This is a genomic window from Mesorhizobium sp. M0751 (genome assembly GCF_040320265.1).
Taxonomy (GTDB): Bacteria; Pseudomonadota; Alphaproteobacteria; order Rhizobiales; family Rhizobiaceae; genus Mesorhizobium.
In genome coordinates this window covers 89,401-104,299 of the sequence record NZ_JAMYPH010000018.1, presented here as the reverse complement: position 1 = coordinate 104,299, position 14,899 = coordinate 89,401, and the positions used below count along the sequence as shown (strand labels likewise).

At 59.3% G+C, this 14,899-nt stretch carries 12 protein-coding genes; 4 read left to right on the top strand and 8 right to left on the bottom strand.

Translation table 11 applies throughout. From position 1 onward, the window contains the following. Positions 1-5: 5 nt before the first annotated feature. The 4 genes from NKI19_RS24605 to NKI19_RS24590 are packed head-to-tail and all read right to left on the bottom strand — an operon-like array spanning position 6 to position 7,260. Positions 6-2,114: an AIPR family protein gene (locus tag NKI19_RS24605; RefSeq protein WP_352565999.1), complete on the bottom strand. Its 2,109-nt coding sequence runs from the start codon at positions 2,112-2,114 to the stop codon at positions 6-8. After that, positions 2,111-3,097 carry a PD-(D/E)XK motif protein gene (locus NKI19_RS24600; protein ID WP_352566001.1) on the bottom strand — a complete coding sequence of 329 codons (987 nt, stop codon included), beginning with the start codon at positions 3,095-3,097 and terminating at the stop codon, positions 2,111-2,113. Before NKI19_RS24600 ends, NKI19_RS24605 begins: the two co-directional genes overlap by 4 nt. 1 nt (position 3,098) lies before the next feature. After that, a complete protein-coding gene (locus tag NKI19_RS24595) occupies positions 3,099-5,798 on the bottom strand; it encodes a Z1 domain-containing protein (RefSeq protein ID WP_352566003.1) in 2,700 nt (899 codons plus the stop codon). Beyond that, entirely contained in the window at positions 5,785-7,260 is a 1,476-nt protein-coding gene (locus NKI19_RS24590) for an ATP-binding protein (RefSeq protein WP_352566005.1), read from the bottom strand. Before NKI19_RS24590 ends, NKI19_RS24595 begins: the two co-directional genes overlap by 14 nt. Positions 7,261-7,548: 288 nt before the next feature. Here NKI19_RS24590 and NKI19_RS24585 point away from each other — a divergent pair, with 288 nt between their 5' ends. Genes NKI19_RS24585 through NKI19_RS24570 form a run of 4 tightly spaced genes read left to right on the top strand, consistent with a single transcriptional unit; the run spans position 7,549 to position 10,291 of the window. Next, entirely contained in the window at positions 7,549-7,746 is a 198-nt protein-coding gene (locus NKI19_RS24585; protein ID WP_206073768.1) for a ribbon-helix-helix protein, CopG family, read from the top strand. A gap of 1 nt (position 7,747) precedes the next feature. Further along, the gene (locus tag NKI19_RS24580; RefSeq protein WP_352566007.1) at positions 7,748-9,244 is read left to right on the top strand and encodes a DNA cytosine methyltransferase; all 1,497 of its coding nucleotides are present in this window, start codon (positions 7,748-7,750) and stop codon (positions 9,242-9,244) included. After that, positions 9,241-9,789 (top strand): hypothetical protein, encoded by a 549-nt coding sequence (locus tag NKI19_RS24575; RefSeq protein ID WP_352566008.1) that lies wholly within the window; start codon positions 9,241-9,243, stop codon positions 9,787-9,789. The genes NKI19_RS24580 and NKI19_RS24575 overlap by 4 nt, the downstream gene beginning before the upstream one ends. A gap of 1 nt (position 9,790) precedes the next feature. After that, on the top strand, positions 9,791-10,291 hold the full coding sequence (locus tag NKI19_RS24570; RefSeq protein WP_352566010.1) for a very short patch repair endonuclease: 501 nt from the start codon (positions 9,791-9,793) through the stop codon (positions 10,289-10,291). Positions 10,292-10,408: 117 nt separating this feature from the next. Here NKI19_RS24570 and NKI19_RS24565 read toward each other — a convergent pair whose 3' ends face one another. From NKI19_RS24565 to NKI19_RS24550, 4 genes are all read right to left on the bottom strand, one after another. After that, positions 10,409-11,167 (bottom strand): AlbA family DNA-binding domain-containing protein, encoded by a 759-nt coding sequence (locus NKI19_RS24565; RefSeq protein ID WP_352566012.1) that lies wholly within the window; start codon positions 11,165-11,167, stop codon positions 10,409-10,411. A 3-nt stretch (positions 11,168-11,170) separates the two neighbouring features. Further along, on the bottom strand, positions 11,171-13,078 hold the full coding sequence (locus NKI19_RS24560; RefSeq protein ID WP_352566014.1) for a GmrSD restriction endonuclease domain-containing protein: 1,908 nt from the start codon (positions 13,076-13,078) through the stop codon (positions 11,171-11,173). Positions 13,079-13,319: 241 nt separating this feature from the next. After that, positions 13,320-13,460: a hypothetical protein gene (locus tag NKI19_RS24555; RefSeq protein WP_352566016.1), complete on the bottom strand. Its 141-nt coding sequence runs from the start codon at positions 13,458-13,460 to the stop codon at positions 13,320-13,322. After that, positions 13,457-14,173 carry a nuclease-related domain-containing protein gene (locus NKI19_RS24550; protein ID WP_352566018.1) on the bottom strand — a complete coding sequence of 239 codons (717 nt, stop codon included), beginning with the start codon at positions 14,171-14,173 and terminating at the stop codon, positions 13,457-13,459. The genes NKI19_RS24555 and NKI19_RS24550 overlap by 4 nt, the downstream gene beginning before the upstream one ends. Positions 14,174-14,899: the final 726 nt, after the last annotated feature.

The following is a 14,899-nucleotide window of genomic DNA, read 5'->3' as shown; positions in this document are numbered from 1 at the left end:
CCAAGTCACTGAACTTCTGCCTCCGCTAGCGCCGCCTTTGCGACACCCGGAAATTCAAACCCCGCCTGCTGCATCCTCTCCAGCATGTACTTGAGGGCATTGCGTTCGGGAGCGGGCAGCCGGATGTCACCACGTGTGAGCCGCCGCAAAGCGGCGTCGGACTTCGGCGTCAGAAGGCGCCTTGCCCTTGCGAATGTCAGATAGGGCTCAGCGTCCTCAAGCATGGCGGCAATTGCGCGATCGATATCGATGTCCGCGTCGACTCTTTTCGCCGCTATGGCCTGCTTCCGCCCCCGCTCGGCTTCGGTGCGGTTAACGACAAAGCCTTCGAGTGAGCTGGCGAAGCTGTATCTGGATCCCGAAACAGCCGCCCAGCAAGCCTGCAGCTTGCAATAACTGTCGATATTTCGGACCTGAGGCGGGGCGTCCTTCAAGGTAGCCGCAACCTGCGGCGCAAGCTCGCGCATCGCGGCCCCGATCTCCTCGGGAAGTTCCTGTCGCTGCCAGATGATATTGAGGTCGAGTTCGAGGTCCTGGCTCTGGAGGTGATGGACAAGCCACGCGATTGTGTATGTCACAATCTGGACCTTGTAGCCTCGATCTTCCTTATACCAAGCCGACGTGCCGACCATCCTGTCGGTCCAGTTGAATGCAATAGCCTTGGCGACAGCTCTACAAAACCAATGCGCGTTGAAGGTCGCTTCTGAAGTCACCCACACCTTGCCAATCGTCTCGGCAAATTCAAGAAAACACTTCTGACCATGACGGCTGACAATGTGAGGCCGGCAGTCGAATGTGACCTCAACTTTGGCAAGCTCGGTCTTGTCAATGAACTGGTCGCGGGGAAATTCAAGTTCGAACCGACGTCGCTCGGCCGGCGTGCCATAGGCCAGTCGGTCACGGTACTGGCCGCGGGCACGCTCATAGAACCACTTGGATCCTGAAAGCGATCCTGGCTTCGCCGGCGTGGTCTGGCGGCGGGAAATCTTTTCCAGCACAAGATGAACGGGGTGGCTGGCGAAAAAGTCGGCCTCGCTGACCTTGTTCTGAGTGTTTGCGAACCTGGAGATCTTTGGAACGATCTCCTCCAGCCGATCGGGGTTCACGACGGAGAGTTTCATCTGGACGAAGACGCCCGACAGGTCTGCCTTGCGCTGGTCGCTTGCGTAGAGGATCGAAGCTGTCGTCTGCCCGCCGTTCACGATCTGGAGATTCTCGATCGCCGCGATCCCCAGCGTGCCATCCGGCAGCTTCGACGTGGTGATACCCGATGCGGTCGCCGTCAGCCCGTTATTGTAGGCGAAGAACATCTCGGGGACCGTCTCGAGTGTCCTAATAATCCCCGAATTAACCTTCGTCTTCGCCTGCAGAAACGTCCGGACGTTCTGCTCAAGAAGGCGTGCGCCGTAGAGTCCATAGATGTCAGCAAGAAGCCGCCCGGGAACGGCCATCAGATACGAAGCGTGATCGCCACCGATGTCATGCGCGGGCAGGCACGGAAGGGGCGCGCCATTCAGCTCGGCCACGTTGATTTCGATGGGTTCGGCGCCTCCGTGAGCTGCCGAAATGTCGACGTACCGCGCGAAATCGAGGACGCTGCACACGAACGGCACGCCAAGCACTTCGCCCATCATTTCCGGCTTGCGCCGTGTCGACAGGCGGGCGTTGGAAAGAACGATCCCCCGGATTCTCCGGATCGCCGAGCGGTGGGAATGGACGATCCACGCGGCCTCGAAGGTTGGGCTCGTCTCCTCCAGCCCGTTGATGAAAGCTGGCTGTACAGCCAGCTCGCAGAAGCGGCGCACCCGCTCGAACAGCGCGTCGATCTGAGCGGCGTTGAGGGTTTCAAGCTGGCGGCCAGGTCGGAAGTCGGAGATGGCCAAGTAGAGGTCGCCGCGTTCGGTCTCCAGCGCATAGCCATCGATCTGATATCCGCCGCGGCCCTCTCGATGGGCCGGAGCGTAGGCGAGATCGAGACAGTCCCCGTTCTGTGTGGCGAGCCTCGAATACAGCTGGAAAAACGCCCGTCCCTGGGGTTCAGCGGATGCCTCCGCCTCGAAAAGAAGGTCATTCCAGAAGGCCGAGAACGCCTCGTCGAGATCCGGGCTGCTCATGTGAACACCTGGTCCATAGCAACGTCAAAATCGACGGCGAAGGGCTCGCACTCACGGAGGACGATGTCATAGCGCACGTTCTGGACGCCCGACGGCAGCATCGCAGGAACGATACGTGGAAACTGCTCAGTGACCTCAAAAGCCCGTCGGTAGGTGGTGACCCAGCGCATCTCATCGTATTCAGCGCGATTGACGTAGCCCAGGGCCTCGAGCGCCTTTTCGAACGCGTCCCGGCCGACATCGCCGATACCCTCCATCTGCGCCGTGATCTCGCTGACGAGCGAATTCAGGGTGAAGCTCCGCGGCTCCGCGGCTGGCGCGGGCGCCAGAGTCTGATGACAGATCAGCAGCCGGGCTGATCCGGCATCAAGCTGGGCCTCCGACGAGACCTGCAACCGTTGATCTGAGGTCGAAAGCTGGGTCTTTATCTCGACCTGCCATTGGCCCAGAGCGAAATCCTGTTCATCGCGATGGGCCCCTCGCCAGGACAGAGCCGCCTGGGTCGGCGTCCGCCGCGTGAGGACCTGATCGCGCAGAAACAGCAGTTCCCCGGCAAGGCCGATTGCCTCGGAATCGGACAGCAGGTCGTCACGCCGGCGGCGGAGGAGGTCATGCCATGACCGCAGCCTGCGTAGTACGAGCTTCAGGCCTGCAGAGCTGTTGCCCCTCGCCACACCGGCCGTCGCCTTGAGCAGGTGATCTGCGAGATCACGGAACAGGTCGAACTGATTCCGGTCCAGAAGCGTCAGAACAAGCCGTACCCTGTCCTGTGGAAGCTTCTCGAGCCGCACCTCGATGCCGTTGAGGCGAGGCAGGTCGGGCAGACCTTCTGCCGCAGTCTCCGCCGCAAGCGACAGCAGATAGCGGCCGGCGAAATCCCGGCCTCGGAAGAACTCAAGGGGATGTCCGGCGTCGGCACGGCGGACGTTGTCCGACGCTGGCCCGGTTGCCGCGGCGATGTCCTTCCATTCGTCGACCGTCACGTCAGCCTTCCTCCAGCATCCGTTCGTCGTCCTCGGCCTCGCTGTCTGCTTCCATCTGAACCTGCCGGCGGTACACGGCATTAACTTGATAGGTGCGCGCCACGGCTTCGCGACGGGTGGCAGGCAGGCAGAAGCTCAGGGAGACCACCGGGCCGCTCAGCTTCAGATCCGCGGTCCCCTCATCCGTTGTGAAGATGTGGATGAGGAGCAGAGGCCGGGTTCTCTGGATGCAGAACGCCTTGTCTCCTCGCAGGCCTCCCTCCCGCTCTTTTTCAGCTCGCCCATCGGCCAGCTGATCTTCGGTAAGGGCGATCTGCGCATCATCGGGGTCGGCGACCCTGTTCTTGCCGCCGGTCACGCGAAAGCCGCCGTCGACGACCTTGCCGCGGAGTCGCTGCCGCAAGGGAAAACTCTGGCCTGTCACGATCGCATCGGCGGGGGGCGTTCCGGACTTGGGATGCGGTATGGCGACATCCCAGTCCGCAAGTTCATCCTGCAGCCGGTCCGCAAAGTAGTCGATGAACAGGCTACTGCCACCGCTGATCAGTCCAAGATCCCCGTGTGCGGGCGAAAAGGCGAATCCCTTCAGGAGTGCCAGAACCCGCGGTCCCGCGACTCCTCGCCAGATGATGGTCCTGTCGTCTGTGAGTGCAGCCGATGGTTCGCCCACTCCTCTGAGAAAGCCCTTCACTTCCTCAAGATTGGCAGCGTTGATCTTCTGATCGTTGGGCAGGATGTAACCTTCGAGGTGGCGGGTCGAATAGTCCTGCGCGACCGTCATCTGGGTTGCTGACCGCATTTTGTTCGCCGCGGTGATGCGGATGGCGGTGGGGCTCTGGCGCACCTTTAGTCCGAAGTGCTCGGGCGTGAGTCCGAGCGCCTGCATCCGGCCGACTTCATTGCGCAGCTCTTCGATCGCCTCATTGATTTCTTCATAGTGGTCGAGTGATGCCAGGGGCAGATAGACCCGGCACAGATCCTCATAGTCGGGGCGGTAGCCAAACCAGCGGGCCATCTGCATGAGAGTGTCGGAGGCCGCCGTGTTGCGCAGGATATATGAGACGGACAGGCCTTCGAGTGTGAGGCCCCGCGATAGGGCCAGACCGCCGATCGCGATGACATGCAGGCCCTTGGCCTTGTTGCGGCTGTATTCCAGCACGCCTCCCTTCATGTTCACAGTGACAGGGATGATGCTGCCGACCGCTTCATTAAGAACGCCCAGCACGTCTTTGAACAAAGCGCCCCCCGACGCAAACTCCCTGTCAAAGTCCACCTTCAGGAGGCCAATAACCGGATCATCAAGCGCGCAGTCGCCCAGCCCGGCGCTGACAGCTGCGGCGTTCTTGAGCGCGTCCAGGTAGGCGTAGACCAGACCGTAGACCTTCTCCTGGATGGCGTTGAACCGGCTCACATTGATCATCATGGAGCAATGACTGTCGCCCTGACCGCGAAGCACACGCATTGCACGGATGAGGACGAAAACGCGGATTGCGGTCAGCAGAGAATGCGGGAGCGCGATGACAGGCTGGTCGCTCTTGTGCCGCAGAGGCAGGAGCTGACCGTAGTCGTTGATGACGATGGTCATTGTCGGCCGCAGATCACCATTGGCGGCGAACACGCGTGAGGCGCCGACATAGTTTGAGGGTGGATCGAGCGCTTTGATGAAGTGCTTGGGGAAGAGGTCGTCGCGGAGCATCGCGTCTTCGTTGTCAGGGTCGATGAAGATGTTCGCGAAAGGCGTGGCGGTGTAGCCTACATAGGACCGGCGCTCGAAGAGCGTGAGAATCTCCCGGATTACGCCATTGATCGCGGTGGTCGCCGCCGGGTCCTTGGCGGTATTGATGGAGGCGTTGTCCGCTTCGTCGTCGATCAGCAGGAGTGGTGACGCTATCGCGGCGCCATGACCCTGTTCGATCAGCCAGTCCCGGAGCCGGGTCAGCGGCGCCTTGTTCTTCTTGCTGATGAAGATGATGGGCTCGCTGTGTGCATCGAGGCTGAAGAACATGCCTGCGGCATCGCGGGTGAAGTCCCGGTCGCGTGACGTGCCATAGGCAGGAAACCTCTTCACGGTGGAGTAGGTCTGAATCGGTAGTGGTTCCTGCGCAAGGGCGTGAAACACTGACTTCTTGCCGATAAAGGTCTCGTCGAGGCGCTCCTGCGTCTGCGATCTGAGGCTGTTCGTGATACCCGCAAGAAGGATGATTGTCTTGTAGCCCGCATCTGCGGCCTTGCAGATCAGCGCGGAGTAGTTAGTCGTCTTGCCCGACTGTACGTGACCCATGACCATGCCGCGGCGCAGGCCCGTTCCGGGATCGAGGGGATCACCAGAAAAATCGAGAATTTCGTCGGTGACGGTATCCAGCGTGGCGACGACCTGGGGCGGGATGACATTGCCCTCCAGGTAGTATCGCCTCAGCCGGCTCCAGTAGTAGAAGTCGATATCGCCACGTTCCCGCCGCTCACGCAGCCACGGCCTGAAGTCGCTGGTCACGGACGCGCCGCGCTTCTGGCTGGTGGTGAAGCTCTGCTCCAGCTCGCGGATCAGCCATTCCACCTCTTCGGCGGAAAGGTCGAAAGGCCCCGCAGTGACGAACGCAGAGATGGCGCCATCGGGCAGCGACTTGCCCTGAGACACTTCAGTCGAATACTTCTGGCCGAGCTTGCGGACGTAATAAGCGAGCTCACTGTCAAGATTCTGCACGCAGCCACCCTTTTTCTCGAAGTACCGCTTCGGCCGTCTTCCAGGCCTCGCACCAGGGCTCGGTCACCCGAAGAAGCGCAACCAAGGCTTCTATATCGCCATCCACCTGATCTAAGAGCAGTGGAAGCGCGCTGATCAGATCGGCGCGGAATGCCTCGGGATCGGACAGAGTCTGATGGATGGAATCGATCTTCGCAACAGCGTCACGGCCGAAAGCCACGACCGGGAAGGCCTGCTCAATCACTTTTATGGCGGCAGATGCAGCGCGCTTCTGCCCATCGTCTCCTGCCCCAAGCAAAGCATCGATAACCGGATGGTCACGGTTGATTGAGTAGTGGATTTCGCCGCCCCGGGCGTGGCGGCTCCATACGGAAGTCGTCCCAGGACGGTCCAGTCTCCCGCCTCGGGCGCGATAGACACGCGCCGAGCGCCGGCGCAGACCCTCGACGATCTGATGCAGGCGCGAGCGCAGAGCGGCCGGCAGCTGGGCGTCTGACTTATCGATTGTGATTTTCCAGACGTGATCAAGCGCATTCGGGATGTCCACGCGCACGCGGACCAGCTGCGAAAGCTCGCCGTGGCGCACGAGCCGGAACCAGGTGCCGCTGATGATCAGACGATGGTTCCGATAAACATAGAAGCCCTGGTTTCGGAGAAAGCCCTCCTCACCGCCGAGCCGGTCGTACTGGTTAGCCATCAGCTTTGAATAGTGTGGCAGGATGAAAGGCTGGATGTCGATGGTTCGGCCCGCGATCTCCAGCGGTTCGGGCTCCAGCTCCTGCGTCGCTTCATGATCGCCGTAGAAGGGATCCCAGGGGTCGACCTTCTGGCCGTTCAGCCGGATGACAAGACGGTGACCCCGGACCTCGCCCGCTATGTAACGGTGGAAGATCAGGGCGAGGCGATTGCGGGCGTGGACGACCAGTGCGTTGAATTCGCTGACCGTCAAGGTGCCGTTCTCGGATAGTCGGTCACAGTTCGACCACAGGATCTCGACGCCGTTCTTAGCCAGCAGTTCGGGCGATGCCATTCCTGCGATTTCGTCCGGCTCGAGGATACCCATCCGCCAGCCGTCGACGTCTTGCAGATCCCAGACGCAGCCGCTCGTCTCTTTGCCCTTGCGGGTCAGTACCGTCAGCCGGGTACACTGCGAGAATGAGGCCGATTTCATGCCCCAGCCGAAGCGGCCGAGGTCATCGGGTGATCGCTCTGCCAGCGGATTTGCGCTGGCCGGGCGCATGGCTTGCCGGAGTTCTGCACCGGACATGCCATGCCCGTCGTCCCGGATCCGGATGGCGGGCGCACCTCCGGCGAAATCGCAGGTCAGCAAGACCTCTCCGGCACCGGCTTTAATGCTGTTGTCGATCAGATCGGCCAGGGCGCCCGGCAGATCGTAGTTGCCAAAACTGCGCGCGGACATCATAAGCGAGGCGGCGTCTGGGGGGTTCTCTTCGAACTTCATCCCGAGGAACGTCCCGCACTCAGGTCAGTAGTGCCATCTCCTAAGCAGTCCAAGTATGATTCCCCCCGAAATACGCTACCCCCCCAGGCTTCCACTTTCAACTGCAAGTAACTGTTGGGAACCAGAATCTGCCTGAATTTCACTGCAGAATCTGGAGGTCGATCCACCGAGCCATATAAACGTGCCCACCGGGAGGTCCATCTGGAACACGCAGCTGTCGTTGTGGATTTTACATATTATTGGTGCACATTTCACCACTATGTCGTATCCTCCAGATTCGGGGTGTCTATGGCAAAATCCGCGACGAAGAAGATGAGATCGGTCCGCACCTCCGTGATGCTCCCGGCGGACTGCTACGCGCAGATTCAGGCTCTGGCAGATGCAAATCAGGTCTCGTCAGCGTGGGTTATCCGCCACGCGCTTCTCAAGTTCCTGAACGAACAGACTGCGCAGCTGCAACTCCCGCTGCGTACAGAGGAGCATTGAGATGGAAGCGCGGCTAATCAGCCAGAAGCTTCAGAGGGTTCGTGGCGGTTCGAAGCCGCGCGTGCTTGACCTTTTCTCAGGTTGCGGAGGCCTGTCACTTGGTTTCAAGCGCGCTGGATATGACATCGCGGGCGCCGTTGAGTTTGATTCTCACGCCGCGAAATCCCACGGCCTGAACTTCCATCCGGACGACGCACGCCATTCAGTCGCCCGCGACATCACTGAAACACCTCCCGCGAAACTTGCTGAAGCGCTGGGCCTGGGGGACGTCTCCCTCGCCGTCGATGTGCTCGTCGGTGGTCCGCCATGTCAGGCGTTTGCCCGGGTGGGCCGCTCGAAGCTGCGCGAGGTGGCAGAGCATCCTGAAGCCTTCCGTCATGATGCCAGGGCCAGGCTCTATATCGAATATCTGCGATATGTCGAAGCGTGCGCTCCACTGGCTGTGGTCATGGAAAACGTTCCCGACATGCTCAATCACGGGGGACACAATCTCGCAGAGGAGATCGCGGAGGTACTTGCTGCCAGAGGATATGTCTGTCGGTACTCACTGCTGAACGCGGCTTTCTACGGCGTTCCGCAGATGCGGGAACGAATGATACTCGTCGCGGTGCACCGCGAGGTAGCTGACAGTATCAGTCTGCCCGAACCAACGCACTGGATTGATCTGCCTGCGGGATACGGGGGGACACGCGCTGTCGCTCTGAAGCTTCTCGGTGCTCTGGGTGGCGCCGGCGACGTACATCACTACTGCGACCCACCGGCGGCGACTTCCGATATGATGCCAGCCGTCACGGCTCAGGGCGCCATTGGGGATCTGCCGACCATAGATGCCCGCCGGAAACTCGCCGCAGGGACGCTGCGAAGGGGAAGGCGCGGTTTTGACATCGCTGTTCCTTACCACAACTGTGATTTACAGACTGAGTACACTCGCAACATGCGAAACTGGCCTGGCTTCGAGGGTAAGTCCGCCCTCTATGATCACGTGATACGGTATCTGCCCCGGGACTATCAGATCTTCGCTGGCCTGCAGCCTGGCGATCAATACCCGGAAGCTCGCCGCTACGCGCTCACTTTATTTGAACAGCGTCTGGCTGAGCGTCGGGCGCTGGGCGATGAACTGCCGGAAGGTTCGACCGCGTGGAAGGCTCTGCAGGCAAGCATCGTGCCGCCCTATGACGCGAGCAAGTTCCCAAACAAGTGGCGGAAGATGGAGGCTGACTTTCCGGCACGAACTCTGCTCGCGCATCTCGGCAAAGACGGATACAGCCACATACATTATGACAGCGATCAGGCCCGGCCCATCTCCGTGCGCGAAGCTGCACGCTTGCAGTCTTTTCCGGACGGATTCGCATTTAGCGGCACGATGAACCCTGCCTTCCGACAGGTCGGAAACGCAGTTCCTCCCCTCCTGGCCTGGCGTATCGCTCTGTCCCTTAAGGCGCAGCTGACCAAATCGGGAAGCGCGGCTGCGGGCTTTCGTGCTGGAGTTCGTCAGTGAGCGGGCGGGAACTGATCATTGTCCGTTCACTCACGGACTCAGATATGGGGCTGTTCGCAGCACATCGGAAGGCGACGGCGAGTCGCCAGCGGGCGATTGCCCTGACTGAGCCTGCGGCAGAGCGGCTGCTTCACCCGGACATCGTCCGCGACAAGGGCGGAGACTTCGATTGCATCTGCCTGTTCGGAGCCGCGATGAACCGGGAGATCAGGCGCATTAACAAGGGTGGCAAAAACTGGCGTCTGGGAGGCAGCCAGCTGCAACACCAGGTGTTTCAGGATCTCGACAGCAAAGACTTTGCACTTATCCGATCCGTTCCCTTTAATGACGGTTCCAGTCCGATCCTGATTACGTTCGTTGGGCGTCGCTCGCACAGGCTCATTCAGGCGGGCCTCGCGGCGACGTTGGCGGAGGGCGTCCTCCAGCACAACGTCGCCATTTTCGAAGAAGACCATAACGGGTTTGCGTCACTTGCGGACCTGTTCCCTGGGATCCCGGCGCGGGTTGCCGTTCGACCAGCGGTTCAGCAGCCGGCGTTCCTCTAGGATGAAATCCGTCGTCCAGCCGCCAACCAATGATGTGCACACTCCAGAGGTGCGCAGTTATAACATGAGCCGCATCCGTGGTCGCGACACGAGACCGGAGCTGCTGATCCGACGTGGCTTGCATGCGCGCGGATTTCGCTTCCGGCTACAGGTGCGGGAGTTACCCGGCCGCCCGGATCTGGTTTTTCCAAAGCGGTGCGCTGTGCTTTTGGTTCACGGCTGTTTCTGGCACGGGCATAACTGTCATCTCTTCCGCCTTCCAGCAACGCGCCGTGACTTCTGGGCATCGAAGATTGCCGCGAACAAGGCCCGCGACGCTCGTTCGTACGAGGCCTTGGCCGATCGGGGATGGCGGACGCTCACGCTCTGGGAGTGTGCAATCCGCGGGCGCAACCGTTGGTCCGAGCACGAAGTCCTGGATGCCTGCGAGGCATTCCTGAATGGGAGCGCTTCAAGTCAGGAAGTCACAGGGCGTTGCTCGCGGTCCGGCTCAACAGGATGACTTCGCGATATCCAATCCGATGGTTACTGCTGGTTCCATGGCTCTCCTCCATCCTCTTCAGCCGAGACAGGCTGAATTGTTGTCGCAGATCCTTCAGCAGCATTGGAAGTGGACGTTTCAGAACTGTCGTTTTATCGAGTAAAGTTTCTCAAGCTCCTGGAATTCGATCGGGATTGAGCGGGTACCAGAGCGGACAAACAGTTCGGCGCCACCGCCGGCCTTCTTCAGGAAGGTGAGGTTCGCGCGGTCCGCAACCTGAATACGTACGAAGGTCTTCCCCCCAGTCTCCAGCGGCACCACCCGAACATAATTGGCCACGGCCTTGCCATCATAGAAACGGGATTCGATCTGTCCTCTCAGGTATTGATCCCAACCGTCGAAATCCCCCCGGTTGGGGTTTGCGAGAAGGAAATCCTCGACCAAGCCACAGACACTGGTATCATCCTCGATGCCCACGAATAATGTCCCTCCGCCAGTATTGCAAAAGGCAGCGATCGATTTCATCATCGTTCGGGTGACGGCCTCAAGCTTGTAAGCTTCGAGGGGCTCGCCGGGTTCGTTCCGGTACCTCCGTAAATCGAGCAGCATGGAAGACTTAAATTCGATGTCCGAGCGTTCGCCGCCCGCAATTACCTTCAGTACTGATTCAACCGACTCCACGGATACCACCGAGAGTACCCGGATATCTTCGAGGTTGCCGACGCCGATCTGCGGCTCACAGGCGATTGCGAAGGCGCCAAGGTCGACTTGAAGCTTTGTTAGGCTCACAAGCAGTCCCGTGCCGGTGTCTAGCCCATACTCTTCCAATAGCGCGAGGAGCGTGGTCTCGGTTGGAGCGATGAGAGCTCTTGCCGCGATCGGGCAAAGGAGGGGCATGGTTCAGGCCGTGGTGCGGCTATAGATATCCTCGGCCATTGCGCCCGCCCGCTTTTTCCAGAATTCGGCGACGCCGTCCTCACCAAGCAGGAGGAGATCATAGGCATCACGGTTGATGTAGTAGCGCGTCCAAAGATTAGGATGACTGTCGAAGTCGGCTTTTCCGTGCAGGAAGGTTGCGGGAGATTGCTTGCGCCACTCATTATTCGTCTGGCGATGCATCGGCATTAGGTTGGCCGCGGAATTGACCCAGTCGCGACCGGCCCTTTCGCGGTCGAGCACATCCTTGGCGACGCCGCCAGCATTGTTCTTGCACCAATCCTTCGGATATATGTGATGCAGGTCCATCATACCGCCCTCAAGCGCGATACTTAATTCAGCCGAGATCACATCACGGTCAGCCCGAGCATGTAGAAGCAACAACGCGGCGCGTCTCAAGGCTCCCTTTTCGCCGCCATCTGAGACCACTTCGAAGATATCAATCGGACCGGGGCGAGCGCCGACATTGAAGTCTAGCCACTCGTTCGCCTGCTTGCGCCAATCCATTTCATCTACGCCGAGTTGCTTCTTGCTGAGGAACGCTTTCATCTCACGCAAGTCGGTACCGATTTGCGTCAGGAACCCCTGATCGTAACGTGAATGAAACACGTTGCGCCAAAAGAACGCTCCATACAGCCGGTCTAGGTCGGCAACCCTCCAATGCGTCGCAGCGCCACCCTCGAACTCGAGGTGCCAGCGTAGGGCGACGTAGATAGCAGCACTCGCTGGGTAGGGACATTGGGCCATGGTGAAGCGCCCTCCGGCAACCGTATTCTGAAAACCTCCGATAAAGGACGCGAACGTCAAATTGTTCTCGATGACCTTGCGCCAGAATGCGCTGGGGATAGCCAGGAGGTCGCTCGACTTTACACTGGTGATCCGCGTGTCCTTGGCGCCGCCGATACGCTTGGGTTCAGGCTTCGCGTCGAGCGCCACATGAATGGCGGCGACGAATTGGGCAATCAGCTCTGGGCGGCCAGTCGAGGACGACCAACCGACCGCCCCGTCGAGTTCACCTATGGCGTCGATTTCGTCGCGGAGCAGCAAAGCGCCGCCAGCGTCCCCAACCGTGTCATTGAAAAGGCCGCTATGAATTAGATCTATCGTCGACACCTTAGTGCCAGTCGTGTTCAGTGTATCGAAGATCTCGCAGATCTGCGCAAGGTCGTAGGTCGGCGGCACGATGTAGACTGCCATCTTGGTGTTGAAGATGCCAGAGAATGCCTTGCTGAGCGCTGCATTCCGGCGCTTCAACTCCTCTTCTTGGGGTAGTACGCCGCCGGGATAGTACTCTGCCTTGTTGATGTCCTGGAGGTAAACCATCCATTGGCCCATCATGGCATTGGGGTCGTCAGTCCCAAGGGGAAAGTACCCGTTCCCAATCGCCCCAGCGTGAGTGTGCAGGTTGCGTTTTACCATCTCTTTCTGGGGCACGAATTTCACGCGTTCGCTATCTTCCGTCGCAGTGACATCAAGGAAATAGCCGCCGGCATGACGATAAATCGCAGACGATGCCCGCAACCCCCCAAAGGTTAAGGCGAGAGCGGTCGAACGTTGTCGACCATCAAGGATCGCATAATATCTTCCTGGCACCGGGCAATCGTCCGCGTAGGTCTTCTGTCCGGTCGCGTTCTCCTTCGGATCCCAATCCGCAATCGAGATTGGCTCTAGGGGAAGAGGTGCGTCGGCACTTTGCTCCCACAGTGTGACCATGCCAACCGGGCGCGCGTCTATTACCGAATTGGCCAGGGCGATCACCTGCGCGTTGTTCCACACGAACTCACGCTGAAATTGCGGGATGAGCCATTCCTTTGTCCTCAGCTTTTTTAGGACTCCCGGAATGTTGATATCCATGACCTGAAGTTGCGACACGCGATCCCCCACCTTCCATTGCGCTATCCGATGATAAACATCAGAAATACTTAAGCTCCAGTCAACCTGCGCACTTGCGACTTAGAGCGCCGTAAGCTGTTCGAAGTTGATCCGCCATGGGCTGCCGCACGTGGCTCGACACCACATTTGTAGCAAATTTTTCCTAGCCTTCCGTTCCCGCCATCCACTCCGGGCAGCTGTTGGAGCGCTCGGGACAGGACCCGCCGCACCTCTGAGTGGGTCAGCAGCGAAAACCACGGCGTTGTTCCTGCAACCAGTCTCGGTTTTGCAGGTCCCAATCGGCCATCCGCTGATCGTCGAGGTCAAGAAGACGCCTGAGCTCAGCCTCCTTCTCGAAGCGAATTCGGTCAGCTTCGTTCAACCGATCAGCTTCTTCTTGCAACCAGTCTCGGTTTTGCTGTTCCCAATCAGCCATCCGCTGATCGTCGAGGTCTTGCAGATCCGCCACATCTCAGCGCGTATAGACTGCGCGTTGGATGTCGCATCCTCGAGTTGCGCAGGCGTGAATGGCTCCACTTCGAGATGGGCGACAATCCGGTCGAGATTGCCGTGTCGGAGGTCCAGCTTGGCAGACGAGATATATCGCAACCAGCGAAGCCCACCCGTAAAATCCACCGCCCGGAACCACTTGGAGACGGTAGGCGGAACGTCGGAAAGCCCGATTGTGACAGGTCTCGTGAATAGGGCGAGACCGCTAATGTGACTCACATCGTTTGCATCACTTAAACCCACAGTGCCTTCCAGCCAATTCATCATGCCGCGCTTGTAGGCGCGCACCTGCTCGAAGAGATTGAGATAGGATCCACCCTTTACTGTCACGCCGCCGTCGGTCACCCAAGTGCCGTCTTCATGGACCGTGATTGTCCCACCGTAATCCTTGAAGTCGATGATCGTGATTGACCTCTCGCTCATCACGAGGGCGTCAATCTCGTAGCGACCGCAACGGACGTTCCCAAGGATTCGCACATCGCCTTTGTCATGGAGGTGGCGATCGCCGAGGAGGCAAAGCGTCTCGAACGCCTCATTTTCTTGAGTGTGGAGGTAAGGAGCCCCCCTATACAGCTTGACTGTCATGGTACGACTCGTCGCCTAGGCCAGCGGGTTGAATACGACATTAACGTTTGGTCTGTCAGTGAATGTACTTGTCTGCCATTGCTAGGTTTACGTCCGTGCCTGTTGGTATCTGCCTTCCGGATGAACCACACCTCCAGATTCGGCTGCTTCTGGCTTTATAGCTAGGTTTCGGGTCTATTGGCCGGCCACATCGGTCACGCCCAAATGGGCCAATGGAGCCTCTAAGTCAGCTACGATCGTCAACTGGTGGGTCGCTCGGCTTATGGCGACATAGAAGCGAAGCGGTCCCTGTCTTTGTCTATTTCGGGCCGGTAAGCGGCCGGGCGCGCCCTACCGAGGCACGCTTCGTTACTGAGTTTTTAGGAAAGCGCTGAGGCAAACCGATCATCCTAAACCCAACTCAACCTCCGCAGCCGTGGGTAGTGCATCAGATGCACTACCCAGCCGTCGCAGCATTTGACAGACCAACATGCGCGGTGTCATTTTGGTGGCTCAGCCAACATTGTCGCAAAGTCCTTATGTAGCCTCAGTCGCGCCCGCATGTCGCATTCTTGTTGCGTGGAGCGGCGGGAGCTCAGTGGGAACACACGTAAATCCATGGGAAATGCTGGAACCTTGAGTATTGGTCCCGCCTCCCCAATTGTATCTTGTTCAGACGCTAACTAGCTGTAGCTCCTATGATAATTTGCCTAAAGGATTCGATCGCAGTGGGGACTCTGACTCCGT

Coding starts and splice junctions, on each gene's coding strand:
- NKI19_RS24550 (WP_352566018.1), bottom strand. CDS start 14,173: ATGACAGTCAAGCTGTATAGGGGGGCTCCTTACCTCCACACTCAAGAA.
- NKI19_RS24605 (WP_352565999.1), bottom strand. CDS start 2,114: ATGAGCAGCCCGGATCTCGACGAGGCGTTCTCGGCCTTCTGGAATGAC.
- NKI19_RS24585 (WP_206073768.1), top strand. CDS start 7,549: ATGGCAAAATCCGCGACGAAGAAGATGAGATCGGTCCGCACCTCCGTG.
- NKI19_RS24590 (WP_352566005.1), bottom strand. CDS start 7,260: ATGAAGTTCGAAGAGAACCCCCCAGACGCCGCCTCGCTTATGATGTCC.
- NKI19_RS24580 (WP_352566007.1), top strand. CDS start 7,748: ATGGAAGCGCGGCTAATCAGCCAGAAGCTTCAGAGGGTTCGTGGCGGT.
- NKI19_RS24565 (WP_352566012.1), bottom strand. CDS start 11,167: ATGCCCCTCCTTTGCCCGATCGCGGCAAGAGCTCTCATCGCTCCAACC.
- NKI19_RS24570 (WP_352566010.1), top strand. CDS start 9,791: ATGAAATCCGTCGTCCAGCCGCCAACCAATGATGTGCACACTCCAGAG.